This is a genomic window from Serratia sp. N21D137 (genome assembly GCF_047530005.1).
Lineage (GTDB): Bacteria > Pseudomonadota > Gammaproteobacteria > Enterobacterales > Enterobacteriaceae > Chania > Chania fonticola_B.
In genome coordinates this window covers 1-20,909 of record NZ_JBLJAJ010000022.1, presented here as the reverse complement: position 1 = coordinate 20,909, position 20,909 = coordinate 1, and the positions used below count along the sequence as shown (strand labels likewise).

General features: G+C 49.5%; 24 protein-coding genes and 1 tRNA gene. 5 read left to right on the top strand and 20 right to left on the bottom strand.

Features of this window, described 5'->3' with window-relative positions; genetic code table 11:
* Window positions 1-85: 85 nt before the first annotated feature.
* The 7 genes from ACMV5H_RS17145 to ACMV5H_RS17115 form a co-directional block, all read right to left on the bottom strand.
* The gene (locus ACMV5H_RS17145) at window positions 86-880 is read right to left on the bottom strand and encodes an ABC transporter ATP-binding protein (protein ID WP_021178434.1); all 795 of its coding nucleotides are present in this window, start codon (window positions 878-880) and stop codon (window positions 86-88) included.
* Window positions 877-1,779: an ABC transporter permease gene (locus ACMV5H_RS17140; protein ID WP_021178435.1), complete on the bottom strand. Its 903-nt coding sequence runs from the start codon at window positions 1,777-1,779 to the stop codon at window positions 877-879. Before ACMV5H_RS17140 ends, ACMV5H_RS17145 begins: the two co-directional genes overlap by 4 nt.
* A gap of 80 nt (window positions 1,780-1,859) precedes the next feature.
* Window positions 1,860-2,822: an ABC transporter substrate-binding protein gene (locus ACMV5H_RS17135; RefSeq protein WP_414822163.1), complete on the bottom strand. Its 963-nt coding sequence runs from the start codon at window positions 2,820-2,822 to the stop codon at window positions 1,860-1,862.
* A 162-nt stretch (window positions 2,823-2,984) separates the two neighbouring features.
* The gene (locus ACMV5H_RS17130; RefSeq protein WP_223499230.1) at window positions 2,985-3,263 is read right to left on the bottom strand and encodes an ATP-dependent Clp protease proteolytic subunit; all 279 of its coding nucleotides are present in this window, start codon (window positions 3,261-3,263) and stop codon (window positions 2,985-2,987) included.
* Window positions 3,260-4,504, bottom strand: coding sequence for an amino acid permease (locus tag ACMV5H_RS17125; protein ID WP_218519515.1), 1,245 nt, complete (start codon window positions 4,502-4,504; stop codon window positions 3,260-3,262). Before ACMV5H_RS17125 ends, ACMV5H_RS17130 begins: the two co-directional genes overlap by 4 nt.
* A gap of 549 nt (window positions 4,505-5,053) precedes the next feature.
* A complete protein-coding gene (gene ppk2 / locus ACMV5H_RS17120; protein ID WP_414822162.1) occupies window positions 5,054-5,929 on the bottom strand; it encodes a polyphosphate kinase 2 in 876 nt (291 codons plus the stop codon).
* A 375-nt stretch (window positions 5,930-6,304) separates the two neighbouring features.
* Window positions 6,305-6,392, bottom strand: a tRNA-Ser gene (locus ACMV5H_RS17115).
* Between the two features lie 228 nt (window positions 6,393-6,620).
* Between ACMV5H_RS17115 and yccA the strand changes: the two genes are divergently transcribed.
* A complete protein-coding gene (yccA, locus tag ACMV5H_RS17110; RefSeq protein WP_021181987.1) occupies window positions 6,621-7,280 on the top strand; it encodes an FtsH protease modulator YccA in 660 nt (219 codons plus the stop codon).
* A gap of 108 nt (window positions 7,281-7,388) precedes the next feature.
* The gene (gene tusE / locus ACMV5H_RS17105) at window positions 7,389-7,718 is read left to right on the top strand and encodes a sulfurtransferase TusE (RefSeq protein ID WP_024485653.1); all 330 of its coding nucleotides are present in this window, start codon (window positions 7,389-7,391) and stop codon (window positions 7,716-7,718) included.
* A gap of 7 nt (window positions 7,719-7,725) precedes the next feature.
* Here tusE and yccX read toward each other — a convergent pair whose 3' ends face one another.
* Window positions 7,726-8,004, bottom strand: a complete 279-nt coding sequence (gene yccX / locus ACMV5H_RS17100; RefSeq protein WP_021181988.1) for an acylphosphatase — start codon at window positions 8,002-8,004, stop codon at window positions 7,726-7,728.
* 328 nt (window positions 8,005-8,332) lie between these two features.
* Entirely contained in the window at window positions 8,333-8,734 is a 402-nt protein-coding gene (locus tag ACMV5H_RS17095; RefSeq protein ID WP_414822161.1) for a S24 family peptidase, read from the bottom strand.
* A 232-nt stretch (window positions 8,735-8,966) separates the two neighbouring features.
* On the opposite strand from ACMV5H_RS17095, the gene ACMV5H_RS17090 reads away from it, so the two are divergent.
* Window positions 8,967-10,922: an acyltransferase family protein gene (locus ACMV5H_RS17090; RefSeq protein ID WP_414822160.1), complete on the top strand. Its 1,956-nt coding sequence runs from the start codon at window positions 8,967-8,969 to the stop codon at window positions 10,920-10,922.
* Between the two features lie 42 nt (window positions 10,923-10,964).
* Here ACMV5H_RS17090 and ACMV5H_RS17085 read toward each other — a convergent pair whose 3' ends face one another.
* From ACMV5H_RS17085 to ACMV5H_RS17035, 11 genes are all read right to left on the bottom strand, one after another.
* Window positions 10,965-11,891, bottom strand: a complete 927-nt coding sequence (locus ACMV5H_RS17085) for a hypothetical protein (RefSeq protein ID WP_414822159.1) — start codon at window positions 11,889-11,891, stop codon at window positions 10,965-10,967.
* Between the two features lies 1 nt (window position 11,892).
* Window positions 11,893-13,758 carry a hypothetical protein gene (locus ACMV5H_RS17080; RefSeq protein ID WP_414822158.1) on the bottom strand — a complete coding sequence of 622 codons (1,866 nt, stop codon included), beginning with the start codon at window positions 13,756-13,758 and terminating at the stop codon, window positions 11,893-11,895.
* A gap of 55 nt (window positions 13,759-13,813) precedes the next feature.
* Window positions 13,814-15,103, bottom strand: a complete 1,290-nt coding sequence (locus ACMV5H_RS17075; RefSeq protein ID WP_414822157.1) for a hypothetical protein — start codon at window positions 15,101-15,103, stop codon at window positions 13,814-13,816.
* A 1-nt stretch (window position 15,104) separates the two neighbouring features.
* Window positions 15,105-15,692 carry a DUF2612 domain-containing protein gene (locus tag ACMV5H_RS17070; protein ID WP_414822156.1) on the bottom strand — a complete coding sequence of 196 codons (588 nt, stop codon included), beginning with the start codon at window positions 15,690-15,692 and terminating at the stop codon, window positions 15,105-15,107.
* Window positions 15,692-16,930 (bottom strand): baseplate J/gp47 family protein, encoded by a 1,239-nt coding sequence (locus ACMV5H_RS17065; RefSeq protein WP_414822155.1) that lies wholly within the window; start codon window positions 16,928-16,930, stop codon window positions 15,692-15,694. Before ACMV5H_RS17065 ends, ACMV5H_RS17070 begins: the two co-directional genes overlap by 1 nt.
* A 7-nt stretch (window positions 16,931-16,937) precedes the next feature.
* Window positions 16,938-17,432: an HNH endonuclease gene (locus ACMV5H_RS17060; RefSeq protein ID WP_414822154.1), complete on the bottom strand. Its 495-nt coding sequence runs from the start codon at window positions 17,430-17,432 to the stop codon at window positions 16,938-16,940.
* Window positions 17,429-17,788: a hypothetical protein gene (locus tag ACMV5H_RS17055; RefSeq protein ID WP_414822153.1), complete on the bottom strand. Its 360-nt coding sequence runs from the start codon at window positions 17,786-17,788 to the stop codon at window positions 17,429-17,431. The genes ACMV5H_RS17060 and ACMV5H_RS17055 overlap by 4 nt, the downstream gene beginning before the upstream one ends.
* Window positions 17,789-17,845: 57 nt before the next feature.
* Window positions 17,846-18,094, bottom strand: coding sequence for a hypothetical protein (locus ACMV5H_RS17050; RefSeq protein ID WP_414822152.1), 249 nt, complete (start codon window positions 18,092-18,094; stop codon window positions 17,846-17,848).
* 10 nt (window positions 18,095-18,104) lie between these two features.
* A complete protein-coding gene (locus ACMV5H_RS17045; RefSeq protein WP_414822151.1) occupies window positions 18,105-18,881 on the bottom strand; it encodes a phage antirepressor KilAC domain-containing protein in 777 nt (258 codons plus the stop codon).
* Between the two features lie 84 nt (window positions 18,882-18,965).
* The gene (locus ACMV5H_RS17040; protein WP_414822150.1) at window positions 18,966-19,619 is read right to left on the bottom strand and encodes a Bro-N domain-containing protein; all 654 of its coding nucleotides are present in this window, start codon (window positions 19,617-19,619) and stop codon (window positions 18,966-18,968) included.
* Window positions 19,609-19,782, bottom strand: a complete 174-nt coding sequence (locus tag ACMV5H_RS17035) for an Arc family DNA-binding protein (protein WP_202290827.1) — start codon at window positions 19,780-19,782, stop codon at window positions 19,609-19,611. The genes ACMV5H_RS17040 and ACMV5H_RS17035 overlap by 11 nt, the downstream gene beginning before the upstream one ends.
* A gap of 118 nt (window positions 19,783-19,900) precedes the next feature.
* On the opposite strand from ACMV5H_RS17035, the gene ACMV5H_RS17030 reads away from it, so the two are divergent.
* Both ACMV5H_RS17030 and ACMV5H_RS17025 read left to right on the top strand, forming a co-directional pair.
* The gene (locus ACMV5H_RS17030; protein ID WP_414822149.1) at window positions 19,901-20,179 is read left to right on the top strand and encodes an Arc family DNA-binding protein; all 279 of its coding nucleotides are present in this window, start codon (window positions 19,901-19,903) and stop codon (window positions 20,177-20,179) included.
* A 16-nt stretch (window positions 20,180-20,195) separates the two neighbouring features.
* The gene (locus ACMV5H_RS17025) at window positions 20,196-20,831 is read left to right on the top strand and encodes a hypothetical protein (protein WP_414822148.1); all 636 of its coding nucleotides are present in this window, start codon (window positions 20,196-20,198) and stop codon (window positions 20,829-20,831) included.
* Window positions 20,832-20,909 lie beyond the last annotated feature (78 nt).

The window sequence follows — 20,909 nt, the reverse complement described above, 5'->3', positions numbered from 1 at the left end:
TCAGGTTATGCCAAAACCGTTGTTTTTGCTGTTTTATTCAGCTAAGCGGGCGCAGCAATGCCACGCCCCAACAAAGTGAACACCCTTAGCTCAGCAGTAGCCCATCATCATCCAGCTTTTCGCCACGAGTTTTCTCAAACATCGCCAACAGATCGGTAACCTGCATGTTCGCCCGTTGCTCACCGACAACATCCAGCACCACCCGCCCTTGGTGCAACATCACGGTTCGATGGCCATGATCCAAAGCCTGGCGCATGGAGTGTGTCACCATCAGTACGGTCAATTGCTGCTCGGCGACAATACGGTCGGTCAGCGCCAGCACAAAAGCCGCCGTTTTAGGATCGAGCGCGGCGGTATGCTCATCCAGCAAGAGCAAACGAGAAGGCTGTAGCGACGCCATCAACAGACTGACCGCCTGACGCTGCCCGCCAGACAGCAGGCCCATGTGATCCCCTAAACGATTCTCCAGCCCCAGTTCTAACGTGGCCAACTTGTCACGGAACAGCTGCCGCTGTTTGCTCTTGACCGCTCGCTGAAATCCTCGCGTTTGACCCCGCTGCAGAGCCAGTGCCAGATTCTCCTCAATGCTCAGCCCCTCACAGGTTCCCGCCAGTGGATCCTGGAATACACGGGCAACCATACCGGCACGACGCCAGGCGGGCATCAGGGTAACGTCCTGTTCATCAATAAACACTTGGCCACGATCGGGGGTAATATCACCGCTGACCGCATTGAGCAGTGTAGACTTCCCTGCCCCGTTACTGCCAATGACCGTCACAAACTGCCCTGCCTCAATATTCAAAGACAGGCCACGTAATACCGGGTTCTCCAGCGGGGTTCCAGGGTTAAAGGTTTTAAACAACTGCTCGGCACGCATCATGATGGCTGCCTCCCCCGCTTGCTTTTCAGCTTTTGTTTTAACTTCGGCAGGACCAACGCCAATGTAACCAGGAGCGCGGTGATCAGATTCAGATCCTGCGCCTGCAAGCCGATAAAGTCTGCATTCAGGGCCAGAGCGATCATCAGGCGGTACAGCAATGCCCCTAACAGGGTCGCCATAGTGATCAGGAACAGGCTACGGGCAGGCAACAGTGTCTCACCGATGATCACCGCCGCCAGCCCGACGACGATGGTGCCGATCCCCATGGAGATATCCGCGCCCCCCTGAGTCTGTACGTACAGTGCCCCCGCCAGCGCTATCAGCGCATTGGACACCGCCATGCCGATCACCGTCAGCCGACTGGTCGCAATCCCCTGAGCGCGCGCCATGCGCGGATTCGCTCCGGTAGCCCGCAGCGCAAGGCCGACTTCTGAGGTCAGGAACGCGTCGAGCGCCAGTTTGACGACGACGACCACCACCAACAGCAATAACGGCTGGATCAGCCAGGCGTTGTCCTCAACCTGGCTGATGAAAGGAGTGAAAACGCTGGGTAAGCCGATCAGGGCCAGGTTTGGCGCGCCCATAATGCGCAGGTTGATGGAATACAGGGCGATCATCACCAAAATACTGGCTAGCAGTTGCAAAATACCGAGCCGCACGTGCAGCCAGGCCGTCAAACAGCCAGCACCGGCACCCGCGATAGCCGCCAGCAAACATGCCAGCCAAGGGTTATAACCGCTGACAATCATCACCGCGGCAACCGCGCCCCCTAAAGGGAAGCTGCCATCGGCCGTCAGATCGGGAAAATTGAGCAAGCGAAAGGAGATCAATACGCCCAACGCGACCAGCGCAAAGATCAGGCCGATCTCCAAAGCGCCCATCAGGGAAATTAACGACATGCGTACCTCATAAACAGCTTGGCCCGCCACCTGCGGCAGGCCATTTACACCCGATGTAAACCATCATTCAACGCAGATCGTTATTTGATGACTTCTTGTGCTGATTGCACCAGTTCCGCTGGCAGAGTGACCCCCTGCTTCTGGGCGGCGGCAGGGTTCACGCTCAGGCTGAGCTTGTTACCTACCTCTGGAGCTATGGCACCTGGCTTCTCGCCCTCTAACAGACGGACGACAATTTTACCGGTCTGACGGCCCAGATCGTAATAGCTCATCCCCAACGCCGCAGCTGCACCACGTTTGGCAACGCTATTGTCACTGGCGATCAACGGGATTTTAGCCTGATTGGCAATGCCGACCAGCGACTCGTAGGTGGAGATAACGTTGTTATCGGTATTGGTGTAGATCACGTCGACTTTGCCCACCAGGCTTTTGGCCGCTGGGGCTACGTCGATAGTACGTGCGGCAGGGACCTCAACCAGCGTCATCCCGCGTTTGGTTAATTCATCTTTCAGCTCTTTGACCACCACCGTCGAGTTGACTTCCCCTGGGCTGTAGACCATGCCGACCCGCTTGGCATCGGGTTTAACCTGCAAGATCAGATCGACCTGTGGGCCAATGGCGACGCTGTCTGAAACGCCGGTAACGTTGGTGCCACTCGGCTGCCAGCTACTGACCAGCTTGGCCGCCACCGGGTCGGTTACCGTAGTAAACACCACCGGAATGGTCTTGGTAGCCCCCACCACGGACTGCGCCGCAGGCGTTGAAATCGCCACTATCGCATCGGGCTTGTCACCGATAAATTTACGCGCAATCTGCCCAGCGGTGGCCGTATTTCCCTGCGCGCTTTGGAACTGGACCTTGACCTTATCCTTGTCATACCCCGCAGCCTTTAGCTCATCAATCACCCCATCACGGGTGGCATCCAATGCCGGATGGTCAACGATAGAAAGGATCGCCACGGATTTCGGCGCAGCTGCGTAACTGCTGACAGCAAATAAAGCGGCGGCGAGAGCTACAAAAATATTTTTATTATTCAAAGGCATGGTCATATCCTTTTCAAGTTGGCGTGGGTGCCAGAGGGGGTGATTAATCATCCTAGCACAGTGTTTTACCGCCATCTATCGGATAACGTTTTGTTATCATGTGGTTAACATACAGAATGAGAAGAAAACACTCGGGCCGGTTACATGGGGCAGTGATTCGGGTCACAATCCGCCACTGTTGGCCTCTCGTTGTTCGATGCGTAGGCCATTAAACAGCGCCCACAACCCGCGTAGCGAGCGGGTAATGGGCACCGATAAGAACACATTAACCGCGGCGCTCCCTACCCAACCGCTGCCGATCATATTCACCGGAGCGCTAATAAATCGGATGACATCGTGGATCACATCACCCGATTCTACATGGCCGCCAGGTGAACAAATCAGGAAATTAATCGGCGCGGAGGACTCGTCAGACAACCCCAGCAGCCTTGCAACAGTCACCAGCCAGCCGGTAAATAACCAAACAGTGACGCAATTGCATAGACCGCACTTCCCAGATACAGCAGTACAATACTCACCTGCAACAGCGGATGCGTGATCCAGTTACATTGCCAGAACGGTACCCGGTCGCCATTTTTGCGGGCGCCCCGCAAAATCAGTATCGGCATGATCGACAAGATCACGCCACTGAAGACACCGGCGAAATACAACGCATTGACGAAAGAAACCAGACCACTGTAAGCCAGCGCGAACGGTGGCAAAACGACCACCATCAACACGCCGAAGCGTCGCAACGGCCGTTCGTCGTCCCCCAACCTGAACTTATCGAAAACATTACTCACGAAGCTGCCGCCCAACCCCCAGTAGGATGTCAGCATGGCACATAGCGCAAAGATATTGGCAGAGAAGAAAGCCCATTGGCCGAGCGCCTGCCCCCACGAGATCGTCGCCACGTCAGAAATATTACCCAACCCACTGAGCGCGATCACCGACATCGGCACCACTGCCAACAGCACAAAAGTCGTTACCATCCCGACAATAATGGCCTTGGGAAGTTGTTCTGGCTTATTCGCAAAACCACGCGCCATCTCAGGCACAATATATTGGGCAGAAAAACAGAACACCACCACACTGAACACGGGCACCATAAAGAGCCAATCACCGTCAAGCAGGTTGCGCATCTGGGTGGTCTCTTTCAATAGCGTCGCGATAACCAGAGCGCTCAACATGACAACCATGCCGATACTGATAAACTTTTCGCCACGACCAATGGCCTTCAAGCCGAGATACAGAACCAACGCCGCTGGGATAAAAAACAGCAGGCTGCCGAGCGCAGGCGAAATGCCGAGCAGGGATTGCAATAGTTTGCCGCTACCAGACATGTAAGCGGTAAGCGCGCCGATACTATTGACACATACTGAAGCAAACATGACCCATGAAGCAAAACCGCCGACATAGCGCTGGGCCAAGCCGCTTAGCTGCAGATGTTCTCGGGTACGAAGAGTGGATTCAGCGACATACAGCATAGAGATGGTGGTTACACAGCCAACCAGTACCAACCAGAATAGCAAAGGTAAATAACCTGCTTTACTGGAAGCGTACGCGATAGAAAGCACGCCTGCACCGATATTAGTGCCGACGATCATTGCGACCCCTTCAAGGAAAGTCAGTGATTTGACGGGTGCAAGAGTCCGTTCCCCTGCGGCTAATGCCGGGGAAATGCCGATGTTTTCGCAAGACATAAATCATCCTTTGATACCCGGTAGCGTTAATGACCAGGAAAAGTTAGCGTCTAGAGGGTTGGCTGTTACTTTTCATTCACAAAAATGAAACAACCTCACTTGGTTATACAGTGTACGGCCCTATAAACGAGTGCCAATCACGATTACTTGAGGGATCCAATTGTGTTCTTTAAGGGGGAATTATTATTGCAGCGATTCAGCGAACAGCATGATGGCAAGCGGCATCGCGGCTTTATAAGGCGAGCCGCACCAGCGATCTTTGTGCTTCGGGCGATTATTGTCTGGCTGGTGTGTACGAGGATTTTTGCAGGACGTGATCAGAGGGCATAAAAAAGTGTGGGAAAGTCGTCAAATGGTTCGCCTGCTGAGGTTAGGATAACCAACATCATTTCATAACAATCCCATTATATCAGCCCTATTCCGTCACTACCCGTCAGCCCTCTGATTTTACAGGCTCATCGTTTTTGTCGTCAGCTTTTGTGCTCAATGGATAAAAACGCCATGAGTTTTTAAACAGCAAATCGCCATGAATTAGCATGGCTTCTTTGTTCAATAAATCTCAGGAATATGTTTCAAAGGATAGTCTGGTGACTGATATTTTCCGATTTTGCGTTTAGGCAGTTTAATCTTCGTTTTTGGCAACCGCTTGTAGGGAATATGCTGCAAAAAATGGTGGATAACATTTAGTCGAACCCGTTTTTTGTCTTCTGAATTAGCAACAAACCAGGGAGCCCAAAGGCTGTCTGTGGCAGCAAACATGTCGTCCCTGGCTCGGGAATAGTCGTCCCAGAGTTCGAAAGAACGGATATCTATCTCTGAAAGCTTCCATGTCTTGCGGCCATCATCAATACGTGCACGCAGTCGACGCTCTTGTTCCTTTGGGCTTACATCCAGCCAGTATTTGATGAGAATTATGCCAGACTCCACCATTAATCGTTCCACCATCGGAACCGTCTCCAAAAATTGATGCGTCTGCTCTGGCGTACAAAAACCCATAACTCGCTCGACGCCAGCTCGGTTATACCAACTACGATCGAAGATAACGACCTCTCCTGCTGCTGGCATGTAAGGCATGTAGCGTTGCAGGTACATTTGGTTTTTTTCACGTTCGGTTGGGGCAGGAAGGGCAACAACACGGAACACTCGTGGGCTGACTCTTTCGGTCAGTGCTTTTATCGTACCGCCCTTGCCAGCCCCATCGCGTCCCTCAAACACGATGCAAACTTTCAGCCCCTTGGCAATCACCCAGCTTTGTAAATGGACAAGTTCTTCGTGTAACAACCTGAGCTCTTGCTGATATTTTTTTTCCGGGATTTTTACCGTGCCTTTTCCTTGTGGCACACGTTTGCCTGATATGCGCTTGGGGTTCTTTTCTTTTGCAAGACTGGCATCGGGTACGATTTTGTTTTTCTTTCCGTTAGTCATGAAGTTACCCCACAATATCATCAATATGACGCTAGCCAGACGTTGAACGTCCCCTCACAGCGCTTGGAGGGCTGCGTATGCAGGACGGATAAGGAGTCAGGAGCCGATGAGCAACCACGTGGTCTCATCTCATACCATATCGTAGTTGTTATTTCTTCATGCTGCGAACGGAAGGCCGCTTCATTATGTCTACTGTTGTTGGAAAAGTTGCATTGGTCACGGAGAGAAACAAGCTGTTGATGGAGGAACAAATAGCTAAATAAATTGCATACCGTCCTATCCCTACCTTTGGCCGATATGGAGCGGATGGTATATTTACTGGATAGCATAAAACGAAAAACCCCAAGCCTTTTGAGCTTGGGGTCATTCATAATATGGCGGAGGAGCAGAGATTCGAAGTCTGGAACGGTTTCCCGTCGACGGTTTTCAAGACCGTTGCCTTCAGCCACTCGGCCACCCCTCCGTAATGCAGCGAACTATAAACACAGCCGATCCCGTTGTAAAGCCTGAAACCGTTCAACCGAACGAAAAAACGGCATCTGCAAGCTGACCGATGAAGAAATCAACAATCTGGGGGCAGCAATACCCTAGTAGTCACGTAGGGTAAAGAATGGTAAACAAACTTTAATCAATGGCTTGCACTGCACTATCATCATGATCAATTTTGTGATGACCTGATAAGAGAGATCATATGGACCGCATTGTCGTCTCATCCTCCTCGCGCGACTCTTTGCTAAGCACGCATAAAGTCCTGCGTAACACCTATTTTCTGCTGTCGTTAACGCTGGCCTTTTCCGCACTGACCGCAACCGCCAGCACCATGCTGGGCTTACCGGCTCCTGGGCTGCTGTTAATGCTGGTCGGCTTTTATGGTTTGATGTTCCTGACCCATAAGCTGGCCAATAGCCCTGCCGGTATTCTGGCAGCCTTCGCCTTCACTGGCTTTATGGGCTACGCCCTTGGCCCGATCCTGAGCTCGTTCCTGAACGCTGGCGCGGGTGACCTGATCATGTTGGCGCTGGGCGGTACCGCAGTGGTGTTCTTCTGCTGCTCGGCCTATGTGCTGACCACCCGTAAAGACATGTCGTTCCTGTCTGGCATGATGATGGCGGGCTTCGTAGTGCTGCTGGTGGCGGTTATCGCCAACCTGTTCTTGCAGATCCCTGCCCTGCACCTGGCCATTAGCGCACTGTTTATTCTGTTCTCTGCCGGTGCCATGTTGTGGGAAACCAGCAACATCATTCATGGCGGTGAAACCAACTATATCCGTGCCACCGTCAGCCTGTATGTTTCGCTGTACAACATGTTTATCAGCCTGCTGAGCATTCTGGGCTTCGCCCGCAGCAACTGATACAGCACTTTGTTTTGACCTGAGCCCCGCAATGCGGGGCTTTATTTTTGCCGGGGCAAAAGTTTGCTAGACTGTGGCCCGCAATGAATTACCGATCACCGAGGCTGTATGTTGGAGTTTGAAGGTCAGACGATTGAAACTGACGCCCAGGGCTACCTGAAAAACAGCGCCGACTGGCACGAAGGGCTGGCCCCACTGTTAGCGGCACAGGAAGAGATTGAACTGAGCGAAGCGCATTGGGAAGTCGTACGCTTTGTGCGTAGCTTCTATCAGGAATTTAATACCTCTCCGGCCATTCGCATGCTGGTCAAGGCGATGGCGCAAAAATACGGCGAAGAGAAAGGCAGCAGCCGCTACCTGTATCGCCTGTTCCCGAAAGGCCCGGCCAAACAGGCGACCAAGATCGCCGGGTTGCCAAAACCGGTGAAGTGTATCTAGCTACGGGTTAATAGCGAATACTGAAGCCCTTATATTCGGCAACCCCACGCGGTTCCACCAGCACTCGGTCAACGCGGGCGCTACGTGGGCCGCCGCTTTTCAGCCACGCCATCAGTTGGTCAACGGCCTGTTGTTCGCCACAGGCCAGCACTTCCACGCTACCATCATCCAGATTACGCGCATAGCCAGTTAACCCCAAAGCCGTAGCCTGGTGTTGAGTGTTATAGCGAAATCCTACCCCCTGCACCACACCATAGACATACGCGGCAATACAAACTTGTGTCATAATCGGCTCCTGATCGATTTCATTACAGGCATTCTCTGCGCTGATGCCCAGAGTGTGCCACTCTTTTTTCTCTATCTGGCAGCATACTTAATTATGACCGCACGCTTGATCCTTGCCAAAGGACGTGACGAAACCATAAATTCACCTTTATTTCAATTGGTTGAAATAGATTTAGATTAAACTTTGTGCTATTTTTTGCATTAGTTTACATCAATTGCAGTCACTATGAATCAGTAAGTTAGCACCTGATAGTGACCTGTAAAAGTAAAGCATTACCGCAAGTTGGCTCCCGTCCATCGAGAGTTGTCTTGCGGTAATTTTTTGCCCTTCACACGACCAGATCATCAAACTCGCACGTCCTCATATCGTTCAGCGCATACGTGACCACGCCAAACACCTCCACCGCCCCGCAGTCATCAGTAATATCATCCCCTTCGTCTATCATTGTCACATTCTCCGATCCGTCAAGATACTCCAGGCACCGAACCGGAACCAGACGCAGTCTCCTTACCGCAAGCTCACCGCCGACAGAAGCAAGAATAACGCTGCCGTCTACTGCCTCTACTGATCTATCGACAACGAGCGTTGCGCCTGGGTGGATGCCAGCGGTAATAGCTCCACCCTTAGCAGTAACGAGATACACAGATGCCTTACTGGTGCCGCACAACTCGTCAAAGCCTATGCGGCTATGCACATAGTCTTGGGCCGGGCTGGGGAATTTTGATGCCATACAATCCTCACACAACAAATACTGGTTATACATACAGTATAAGCATAGTGAATTATGCGTGTGAAGATCGATTTTGCAGGTGAATGGTATGGTGCTGATCGGGAAGGGAAGAAAGTTTCCCGCTTAGCGAAGGCTATTGCTGGGTGGCTTAAATCTTATAAAAACCCATGGGTGTGGGCAATTGCTTGGTTTTGTAGCAAAATACCTATTATTTAGTTAAATGAGCATCATTATGTCTTCTAATGCACGAGCCTTTAGGCATGACATCAACGGACTGAGAGCCTGGGCTGTCGTTGCTGTTGTTCTGTTTCATTTTGGCATTCCTGGCTTCGGTGGCGGGTTTGTCGGTGTAGATGTGTTCTTTGTCATCTCCGGCTTCTTGATGACCCAAATCATCGCCAACGGCCTTGAGGCAGACAGGTTTTCAATCTGGAAGTTTTACCTAGCGCGAGCCAGAAGGATAATTCCCGCACTTCTTGCCTTGTGTCTGTGCTTGCTGGCCTTGGGTTGGTTTTGGTTGCCAACAGCAGACTATAAAACTCTCGCTACTCATGCATTATCAGCGATTTTCTTCATTTCAAATGTGAAGTTTTGGAGAGAGGCTGGATACTTCGATGCTGCGTCGCATGAGAAATGGCTACTTCATACCTGGTCATTATCCGTTGAATGGCAGTTCTATGTGATATTACCGATCGCCCTCATGGTGATGTGGCGCTTCTGGAAAACGAATGGGATTAAATTCGTTATTTTTGCTGGCTGCATTCTTTCCTTTGCACTGTCAAGTTATCTGGCCTTTAAAACGCCAGCAGCTGCATTTTTCTTATTGCCTACCCGTGCATGGGAAATGCTGGCTGGCGGGGCAGTATGGTGGGTAACTCGCAATAGCACACTTTCAGCGCCCAAAGCCAAACAAATCGAGCTACTTGGCTTTATTCTAATTATTGCGTCAATTGTTCTTTTTAGTCCTTCACTTGCGTGGCCAGGCCTGTATGCAGCAGTTCCTGTTATAGGGGCAATGCTCGTCCTCGGCGCTGCCCGCCAAAACTCAATGTTTACGTCCAATTTCATAGCAGAACGACTGGGCGTGTCGTCCTACTCGATCTATCTTTGGCATTGGCCGGTAGTAGTTTTGCTGACATACACTGAAACTGCGCACCAGTGGCAGTGGATAGTAATCGGGATCATCGTCAGCCTCGTACTTGGCGAACTGTCCCTCCGTCTGATTGAAAACCCAACTCGCAAAGGGTTATCAAAACAAACACCATGGGGCAACGCATTAACAATAGCTCTATGCATGGTGATAATCAGCGCAGCATCACTCGCCATCTATAAATTTAATTTTTCAAGCCGCGTTCCTGCGCAGATTGATCTCATCGCAAACGAAAGCTACAACATCAAACCTAACCGGGATAAGTGCTTCTCGACATCAGGCTCAACCTCCAATGCCTGTGTGTATGGTGGGAGTGATATCAAGGCGATTGTTGTTGGTGATAGCCATGCTGACGCCATGACAACTGCGGTTGAGGCTGCACTTCCTTCAAAGAATGATGGCGTGTTAGACCTGACTTTCGCGAACTGCCCAACCATCTATAGTGCGAAAGTTATTCCAGGTGAAGCCCCTGATAACCAACATTGCTTTGAGTACAATCAGTGGGAAAAAAAGAAGCTGGCCACTATGGATAAAGCCATACCTGTGGTCATCATAAACAGAACTTCAGCATATGCATTTGGACAACATAACATTGTAGAAAAGATGAATACGCCAATCGTCTACTTCTCCTCCGTTTACCGCACACCAACCCCTGAATTTTTGAGTGAATTTGAAAAGGGGCTGATTGATACGGCATGCGAAATTGCTGCAACTCGCCCGGTGTTTATGGTTCGCCCTATCCCGGAGATGATGTTTGATGTTCCAAAAACGTTATCTAGAGCGATGATGTTTGGCAAAGAAACACCACATATTTCGTTAAGCGAAACAGATTACATGAAGCGTCACTCGTTTGTATGGGCGGCCCAAGACAAGGCAGCAGAAAAGTGTGGCGTAAAGATACTTAACCCATTACCTCTGCTGTGCAAAAATGGTACATGTGAAAGCGTACATGATGGAACGCCAATCTATTACGATGATGATCATTTAAGCGAATATGGGAATAAGTTACTTGTTCCCATGTTCCAGAAAATGTTCTAAACAATAGCAATATCTGGCCGGGTAGTCCCCGGCCCTTTCTCTTCAAATGGTGTTGTAATAGCTTGCCATATTCCCAATGATCCCCTGGTTCACCGTCCCTTTATCACTTGGATAGATGACGATTTCAGCGATTTTACTATTGGGGTTTGAGCCCTCAGTAGTTGGGTTTATCCCCCTACGCGTAGCGCCAATCGTCGCCTGCTCCAAGTGCATTGCGATAGCATTCATATCACCTGGAGTTCCCACCGCAGAGCCATCAATAGCATAGGCCGTTAATCCAGAGCGGATCACCCCGCCAGAACGACCTGCAATTTTCAAGGCTGTTGGTGATACGACGGATTTTATCGCTGTTGATGTTCGAACAATACGCAAGAACATCCCCACCCCTCCATTCACTCCGGAATACTGGCCATTGCACTGGAACAGCAGCAGGTCGTTATCATTCGCTACAGTTGAATCCCTTGCAGCCATCGAGAGCACTGTAAACGATGCGGTCGTCTTTGTTTCTGCAACGAAGAACATCGATAGGCTGGCGTTTGCCGCCGTGAACTGCTGAGGCAGAGCCTTGGGAACGGAAAGGAAGTCGTCAACTCCATCGAACATGATTGAAGGCTTACCGTTGAGGAGTACCGGTGTGCCGCCGGATATTACTTTGGGCTGGTACCCGGCAGTTGGTTGTGTTGCATGCAAACCGTTTCCAGTCTGGTCATAGAGAGTCACTACCGTCCCGTCCCCGCTGCCGACGAACAGTTTGACGTCATCGATACTAACGGCGTTGTTAACCGCGTAGAAGTCCATGGTTAAGTTGTCAGACGATCTACGAATGGTGACGAGTGGCCCGGCATAAATACCACTACCCACCTGGCGCAAACTGTAAGCAGCGGCCGCACCAGGGTACATGCCGAGCAGGCGATCGGCGCCGATAAAGTTTGTGAATACAGTTCCTGAGGCAATTATTTTTGTCGCCATGTTAAACAGCCTTTGCGTTAGTAATTGAAACATTGACATACGGGAATGCGGAACTTTGAACGTAAAGGTTACCGCCTGCTTTAGCTTGTTGAATAAAGTTGAATCTGGCATTAATTAATGGACCACTGATGGTCAGCGGATTTTGAGAGAAATTAGATTTAATGCCGTTCACTACAATATTCCGCATATCTGTCAAGTATGCAGGCCTGCCGTATGACGAGGAAGTGGAAACCAATACTTGGCTCCCACCCGTTGCGGCAGTGTCTTCAATATTAGAAATGCTCACAGTATCAATCACCGAACCGCCAGTTGGCAAAATACGAACCTGATTATGAGCTGACTTACTTGATACGCCAGAGATAGAAATATTAGTAATATTGTCACCCAGTGGACTAGGCTTATCGCCGCCGACTTGCAGTGGATAAATATAGGTACCAAACGGATACGTATCGATGAAGTTCAATAGCGCGGTCATGGCTATTGTATCGTCAGCTGTTATGCCCGTTATTCTTTCAACCCTACCGTTGGAACACCCTTTCCTGAAGTCTATGCCGTCTCCGTTTTTAACGGTTGTGTTGAAGTCAAGATCATGCAAATACATCCCATCGCAGCCATGTTCTTGAGAAATGGCCCAGCAGGTTGTTTTTTGCATTTTAAAATTGAAAATTTCGTAATCTTTCGTGTTCGCTAGCAAGATGCCGAGTGTTCGCCAGCCATAAGCATCACCAACCCACGCAACGGGCGCCCCACCAGTTACTGGGTGCGGTGCTACGTATGGAACGTCAGGACCTTCTATGAACGCAGTTGTAATACCACTGCCTTTTATCTTTATTCCTCTATTCTCATTAAGCTTTAAGGCGTAGCTATATGGATTGTCTGGATCAACCACAATGCCTTTGTTACGGATGATATTATCAAACACGCCATTCTGAAGCTTTAACTTGGCGTTATCGATGTACAATGTCGTATAGTCAGGAAGTAACAAGGACTCAGATATAAGCCAAGTATTCGTGTTTGGCACAGTAACAGTATCGATGCCCAGCGTCAGCGTCCCACCACCGTTAAATTCAATTAAATCCAGAGCAGCTTTTATTCGATCTGTTTGTGTTGCACCATCAAAACTGTTCGGCGTTATAGATAACGATTCGTTTCTGGCCGTTGGCGCGTTGGATTCCACTGGTGGGGTGTAAAATCCGACTGCCTCGCCGCGATCGTTGAACCCAGCAATGACATTCCTGTCACTGTCCCTGATTGTCCACACCCACCCGTCCGCTGATTTCTCTGACTTTACGTCTTCTTGAATTGTTAGAGGCAAAAGGAATTGTCCATTATCATAGATTATCGCACATGAACGCCCAAGAGAGTCCTCGAATGAAAATGCAACACCCTCAGATTCCATTGTATTAATTAGCTTTGTGACTTCATTCAAGGACTCAGAGCTCGGATAGCTCACCCCGGTTGTTGTGGCCACGCCAGCGACGTTCTGGTATTGGTCAGCAAATCGTGGTGGCGTTGAGCCTGCAGCCACAGCAACGTTAAAAAGAGCATTGAGCGGAATTGTGCCGGCTGTAATGGCTGACTGAGCAGCAGCTAACGTTGGGTACAGGCTAGATGTAATTGTGGCATTCTGAGCTGCCTCAGAAGCAATAGCGGCGGACGCAGATGCATTACTCTCAGATTCCGATGCTGATGTGGCGGACTCAGTCGCTGAAGAAGCTGACGCGGAGGCGGATTCGGCACTTGCCTTTGCTTGATTGGAGAAGTCCTCCGATAGCCCAGCCACATCTGCATATGACTTAGCTTCTGCGGCGGAGACTGCGGCATTAGCCGCATACCTTTGCGCACTTAAATTGTCTGATATGGCCATATTTATTCCAAAAAAAAGACGCAAATTGCGCCGTTGTGGGGTTTTAACTGGTTGCTTACCATTCGATTACGACAACACCAGACCTTCCATTTCCGCCTGTGTATGCATTACCACTCGTTGAGACATCGTATGCTCCGCCACCGCCAGCACCGAAGCATGATGCACTTACACCACCTTGCGCGCCGCCTCGTCCACCACCACCCCAGTAAGAAGCGCCGCCAGTTGCTGAAAGTACAAATGAGCCAATCTGCCCGTCACTACCTCCACCGCCAGATACGTTAACCGCCCCTCCAGATGCGCCGCCACCGCCACCGCCAGCTGTACTTGTCACGCTTGATTTGACCCCACCATAACCGCCAGTAGCATTGCAATATGCCCCAAATGATGAAGCCCCTCCCTGTGGCGCTCCATTTGCACCTGTTGTGCCAGAAGCGCCAGCCCCAACAGTTACCGATATGTTAGATCCTGGGGTAACCTGGAATACGCCTATAGCCGTACCCCCGGCCCCACCTCCTGAACCAGAAAACGTTTCACTTAATGACCCCGCCTGGCACCCCATGCCACCGCCACCGCCGCCCGTGCAAATAACACGAACCTGCGTTACATTGCTCGGAACGGTGAAAGTTCCTGATGCAGTAAATGTTTGCATGCCATGCGCTGGTGCGTAACTAGATATATTGACGCCATCACAATGTATCTGAGTAACAGATGACGCTCTGGATGAAACACTTAAAGCACCTGGCGCTGTTGTCGTGCAAATTACGCTGAACAGGCCAGTTGTTTTATTCTCTATTACCCAGTCCTTTATCCATGGAGGGAAATAGAGATAGACGTTAGCGATTAGATTTCCAGATATTACAATTCTATCTTTTGAAGCCTGCAAAGTTGTCAGTGTTACACTGGCGTTGCTCATGGATAAGCTTGTTACGCCATAGTTATAAATAGGAACCCATCCTGTGTCAGTGGCTGTGCTTACTTCTGGGTTATTTACGTTGGCGTCATTGAGATTTATCCACGCGCCGCTGTATGTACTGTTCGGTATCACCGCTCCTTTAGGGTATCCAGTTAAAGCGCTAGAGAATGTGGCATCATATGGGTATCCCATCCCGGCGTCCTGCCACCTTTGCTTGATAGTTATGGCATACAGTATGCCATTCATATCCTGTCCTTTGGGTGGTTTTCCTCCGGCAACTTCCGGAGTCATTGTCAATGGAGGAAAACCGCTATCAAAGGTTGCGTCTCCTGCGGCCAGAGTATCTCCAGAGGAATCTACTGGAATGTTATTTTTTGCGCCATTTACAGAGAACGCTTTTATCGTGCGTGAAGGGATTTCTGATGAATTCATTTTATACCTGCTGCTCTATATTTACCGTTACTCCAGCCGGAGATGGAAGCGCTCCTGAACTCTGCACAATTGCCAGTTCAACTGTAGACAGCTCAAACTCAAAGACATATGTCATAACCATTCCGCCGTCATTCCTTACATATGCTTTTCCGCTATCACCAAACATATACATCAACATTGCATTCATGCTTGGAATTGTGCAATCTGTTATATTTGCCATTGCCTTTAGCATAATTAGCTTTCTATATGCTTCATTTGTTAGCGAGACCGTCGATGTTTGCATGTTACCGGTGTAAAACGGAACCTGGTTAAATGGTTGCGGATCATTGATTACAGGTGGAGTGTTAAGTGCCTCGCGAAATCCAAAATACTTACCGCCTGGAGTTACGGTGAGCAATCTACTGACCACGACAATCTTACCCCAAACATCTAGCCCATATGTACCAGCGGTTTCGATGTTCCATATAATGTCATAAAAGTCATCTATGAAATCGTCCGGCTCTACAGCCTGATTAAAGGTGTCAATGATATTTCGTAACTTTGGGCTGTCCGCATACTGAGAGATTATTGTATCGGCATAGTTTTTCATTACACCACCAGTTCAACCGCTATGTTAGTAGCATCAATCGTTGGTATCTCATCAATGCCGAACTCTACAGATGACGAATATACGGACCCGTCTTTTGATATTTGAACGTCAAGGATGTTGACATTGTTTGAGTCGATTTCCTGAACGCCTGCATAATATCGGCCAGCAAATATGCGAGAACCTATCCTAGCTCTAGTTCCGCCATCTTCACCATTGAACGATGCGATGATTGAAGCCTGAACCAATGCGTCAATATTCGAAGGCAATGAGTCATTCGCCTGTAGCTGCACCTTGAAATAAACGCTGATTGCTGTTGGAGTAACCCACCTGATGGTGTATTCAGGGTAAGGATAAACGTAGTTCTCCCTGTCCTGTATCACAATGGACGTACTGCCGTTCATGTTGACGCCAGGAGGGGCGGAGTTGTTGATAGCGTTTCCAATGTCCTCGGCAAGGCCGCCATATGCAGCAACATAGAATGAATTAGCTGCCAATGGGTAGTTGGTGACGCCTTTGTTCACCACTGCCGCAGTCTTGTTATCGGTGACATACGCATCACTCACACCATCTACTGAGAGAACAGCAGCATAGATAGCCCCTAGCGTATTACTCGCATTCTTGGCTACCGATTGACGCCGCCTGTACTCAAAGTTGGCCCGCCCCTCCACGTCATTACCTGGAACACCTGCAGTAAGGTTGGTAATGCTTGACCACCCCATCACTGCTCTGTAAATCGTATTCAGCGATCCGATTGGGCACGAAATTGGCCCCGTCGCCTGGTTCTGAAATACAACATCAATGCTGCCACTGGCAGGGATAGTGGCTTCAACTAAAGATACATACAGATAACCTCTATCATCCTGCGCAATGCTATTCGCTGGTATTTTTGCATCAACTAGGCCGGAACATGTTGCAGTCACTAATGTGCCAGTAGCCCCGATGCGATCAATAAAGTAAATCCTGGCGATACCGTCCTGCATTCTTCCCGATGCATAATCGGGGTTTACTTGATTAACAAGCCACGCCAGGCTGTCATTCTTCGCGGCGATAATGGCCGTGTCACTCATTGCAATCTGCCCCTGCGGCGTTGTCAGGCTGGTACTCATTCCGCCGCCCATCGAAGTATCCAGGTCGCTTAATCGACCATTCAGAATGTCGAGTTCGTCAGGAATTGCGAGGCCGGTGTCGGTGATCGTCACGGCAGGAACTGCGGTGGTTACTACTACGGGTTCAGCCATGGTTTCCTCAGAATTGAATTGGATTAAAATTTCCATGATAGAAATGTGCAGCGATTCGATACGCTATCGAAGCGCGCTCCGGCGTGTTGTAGTAGCCAATGTGCTTGTTTTTGCCATCAACCCTAATGTGCGCTACCCACTTTCCCCTTGTTGAAATTGCGCTTACCCCCTTGAATCCAGAGGTGTTTGCTGATGATTTAAGTTTATTTTTGGCATTTTGAGATCTAGTAGCTAACCTAAGATTAATGATCCTGTTGTCATCCCTTACTCTATTTATATGGTCAATCTCTTGCTTTGGTAAGCCCCCGTAAACATAAAGCCATGCCAAGCGATGGGAGGGAATTACCTTTCCACAAACTTTAATTTTTCTATAACCATCGGTATCTTTTGTCCCCGCCACACTACCAATGACAACTCTTCGAGAGGGCTTTACTTTCCATGTAAATACGCCAGTTTCCTCATCGAAGTTTAGTTTTTCCATGATTTCAATTTGTGTAATCAAAAGCTGACCTCCGATTGGTCATTATTTTGGTCAACTATAGTCATAACACCGTTACCGATGCGGTCAGACTGGCCGATGATGATTGTGCAGGTCGCTGATTGGACGTATGGGAGCTTTTTCGCCTCGGTCTGCATCTTCGTATTGACGTACTGAGTTCCAGGCCAATGACCTAGAATGCGCTCGTAATACGGCAGGCCAAGCGTGGTGTCATACCAGACTTCACCCGCAAAGGTGCTACAGGTCGTTGCTACGTCCTGAGCCACCGCGTAAGGGTTCTCCGTCTGCGCAATGTTGCCGAAGTCGTCAAGCTGCAAATCCCATGTGTCAGTGTTGAGAAGTAATGATTTTGTGAGCATTGCCATTCTCCAGGCATAAAAAAACCCACCGAAGTGGGTTGGCTAATGGTGTTTTTATCAGGCTACATCAGCACCGAGTAGCTTTTTCAACCTGTCATAGATATCGCAGGCAGTGATAAAGTCGCTGCTAATTTCCTTCATAACCTGTTCACCGTCGCTTCCTAGCAGCTCAATCCAGTACATGTACTCGTCGTTTCCTTCGTCATTTTCACAGGCCAGTGCTGTAAATTTGGCCGTAACGCAATCGCCTTCCATCAAATGGCGGCTTTTCGCGAGCACAGTGTCGCCCAATACACACAGTGTCATTTCATCTTCCTTATGCAGCAATGCCGCTAATCACAATCATTTTTGACAACTTCGCCAGCCCTTTGGCAGTAACCAGTACCTGCTCTACAACCTTTTCGCTGCCATCTGAACGCTCAACGGTCGTCACTTTATGCTCCAAGACACCAGATTGAATTTTGTCCTGATAAGCTATCCAACTGCGGCCGCCTGCGCGTTTGTAGATCCAGTGGCTTTCTGAAAGAACCTTGAACAGAAATTTAGGCTGAACCTGCAAATGTTTTGCTGCATTGGTGATGCACATGCTGCCGTCTGCTTTGGCAATTCGCTCCAGCGCATCCACATCTGGCTGCATTTCTTCTACCTTATGCTCCAGTGCGATCACCTTCTCGCTGTAGGTCAGCAAAGTGCCGCGCAGGAACTCCGCGTCATTTAGCGCAGCCATAGGATCGAATGCTTTTTGCAGCTTGCCAGCCTTGAAGTCAAGGAAGGTCTGGTTAACCTGCAAGCGGTAGGATGCAGAAATCCAGCCCGCGTACTCAACAGCCAGCAACTCATGGGCAAAAGTGCCTGGAGCAATGCCACCCTTAGTTACTTTGATTACATCCTCACCAAAGGCAGGATTCTGCCTTAGCTCCTCGATCAACTCCTGAGCTTGTTTAGTAGCCAACCATGCCTTTGGACGCTTTGCGTCGCGCCCGCCGCTTGCCTTATGCAGCGCGTTAAGGTTAAAGCGACCTTCCTCATCGGTGTTGATGTCAACGCCAGCGATGACAGGCAGTGATTTATTTGCTACATTTGAATAAGTCATCTAAGACTCCTATCGCATTAGTAGTTTTTGACATAGCCGCCAGCTGTAACTGGCGGTTTTCTTTTGCGTCATCCCATACGCCTATCAGTAAATTCTCCTCATTTTCTCTTTATCCATGCCAATATCGACAAATCCAGTTGGCTCATACCCCATGTCTGTCGCCACGCCTCTGGCTATTGCTCTGAATGTATTCGCTTTGCCAAAAAATTCGACACACCCTCCAAATAAATCATCATAAACAATTACCCGGACGCGATAACGCTGTTCTGATTTCGTCTCTTTGACAGCTGGCACGGATGGCTCGGCCTGATAACTTCCAGTTTTACGGATTGCGGGAAGTACTTCACCAGTTACCCACTTGCGGAACTGGTGTGGAACAGAACCAGGCTTGACTGCGTCCCGACAGCGAAGCACCAGAGTAAACATGCCAGATTCGCTGATGACATTGGCCTCACCCTGACGCCCTAAGTTGAACTTAGACCGCTCATCATCATCCAAAGATTTCAATGACATGGTTGGGTTGGTGAGTTTAAGTGCTTTGCACACATCCTCGGCAACAAACCACGGCTCGCCGACCTGAGTAACAACACGGATTTCCGACTTCCCAAACTTGAACTTAGTGAATTTTGGCGCTGCTTTTGGTAAACTCTTCATGTCGATATTTCCTACGCGGTTATTTTCGATAGAAGCCCGGATAGTGTTAGCGCACCTCTGGGCTTCGCTGTTTTTACTGACCATTCGCCCTTTCCTCACGCAAGCAACGCGCCAAACGCTGCACAATCGCAGAGTTAATCGAAATCCCATCCATCTCTGCCATGCGGCGGATATCTTCTTTCATGCGCTCTGGCATGCGAAGTTGGAAGCTGTCGTTTTTGCGGCCGGTATACAGTACGTCACTCATAACCTTCTCCTCTGCTTTATGACACCAAGTTGGTGCTAGAACCAATTTACCACCATTTAAGGTGATGTCAAGTAGGTGCTATTATCTCGTGAACTTGTAAAGCTACCCTTGGTGAGTCATGAAGAAATACCCTAGTCAGGAAATGGATAGGTTTAATGTCCGCTTGCCCGCTGGCATGCGTGACGCCATAGCAGACTTGGCAAAGGAAAACGGGAGATCGATGAACTCTGAGATCATTCAGGTCATCCAAGACGCCCTGGACGCAAGGAATGGCAAAGTAAAAATTGATGATGGCGCGCTGGCCGACATTCTGGTTAAGCTGCGTCGACACTCCCAAGAGCAGGATATGCTCATAAACGAACTGGTTCAGGCAATGGAAAGTAAGAAGTCCATCTAGCCAAGGAGTAAGCTCAATGACAGGGAAATCGCCAACCTCCCTCATACAGGAAGTGATCGCCTCTGCCGGGGTAGATCACGGCACCGCTATCGTAATTGCTACCGATTTTTTGGCTTTGGATGTATCCAAGCACGACGAGCCTGGCCGGGAGATTGAAAAAACCTTCATGGCATGCCACAAGCCGGGGTTTGATGCTTACTCATTTAAGCTGTTCTTGAAAGGCAGATACTCATTAACTGACAAGCAGTCCACTGTTGTCCTTCGTGGGTTTCAGTATAAATGTAACTATCAGATAAACTCGAATAGAGCGATGCTTGCTGGCATAAGCGAAGGAACCTGGGCTTTTCCTGGTAAATGCGACTGTATTGATGGCAATTTGCACTCATCACTTCATGGTCAAAACTTCCGTCTTTCTGGCGGGGTATCTTTAAATGGGCAGCCCATAAAGCCTGGAGAGTCGTGGCTATGCTGTTGCGGGTACCGCCCTACCCTCGCCGCACTTGAAGAGAAGAAGCCATCGCTACTTTCCAGAATAAAACGCATGTTTTTCAAAGAAAAACCAGAGCCAAAAATTAGGATCACCACAAAGCTTGAGAGAAAGGATGTAAGCGTCAACTCAGCACCGTCTGGCTTAATGCGTCAGGCGCTGTAGTTTAGGTGTCCACTTATTCTTCCAGGTGGACACCTCCGTGAGTACTAAAGAACGACGTTCCCGTCAGCATTATTCCCC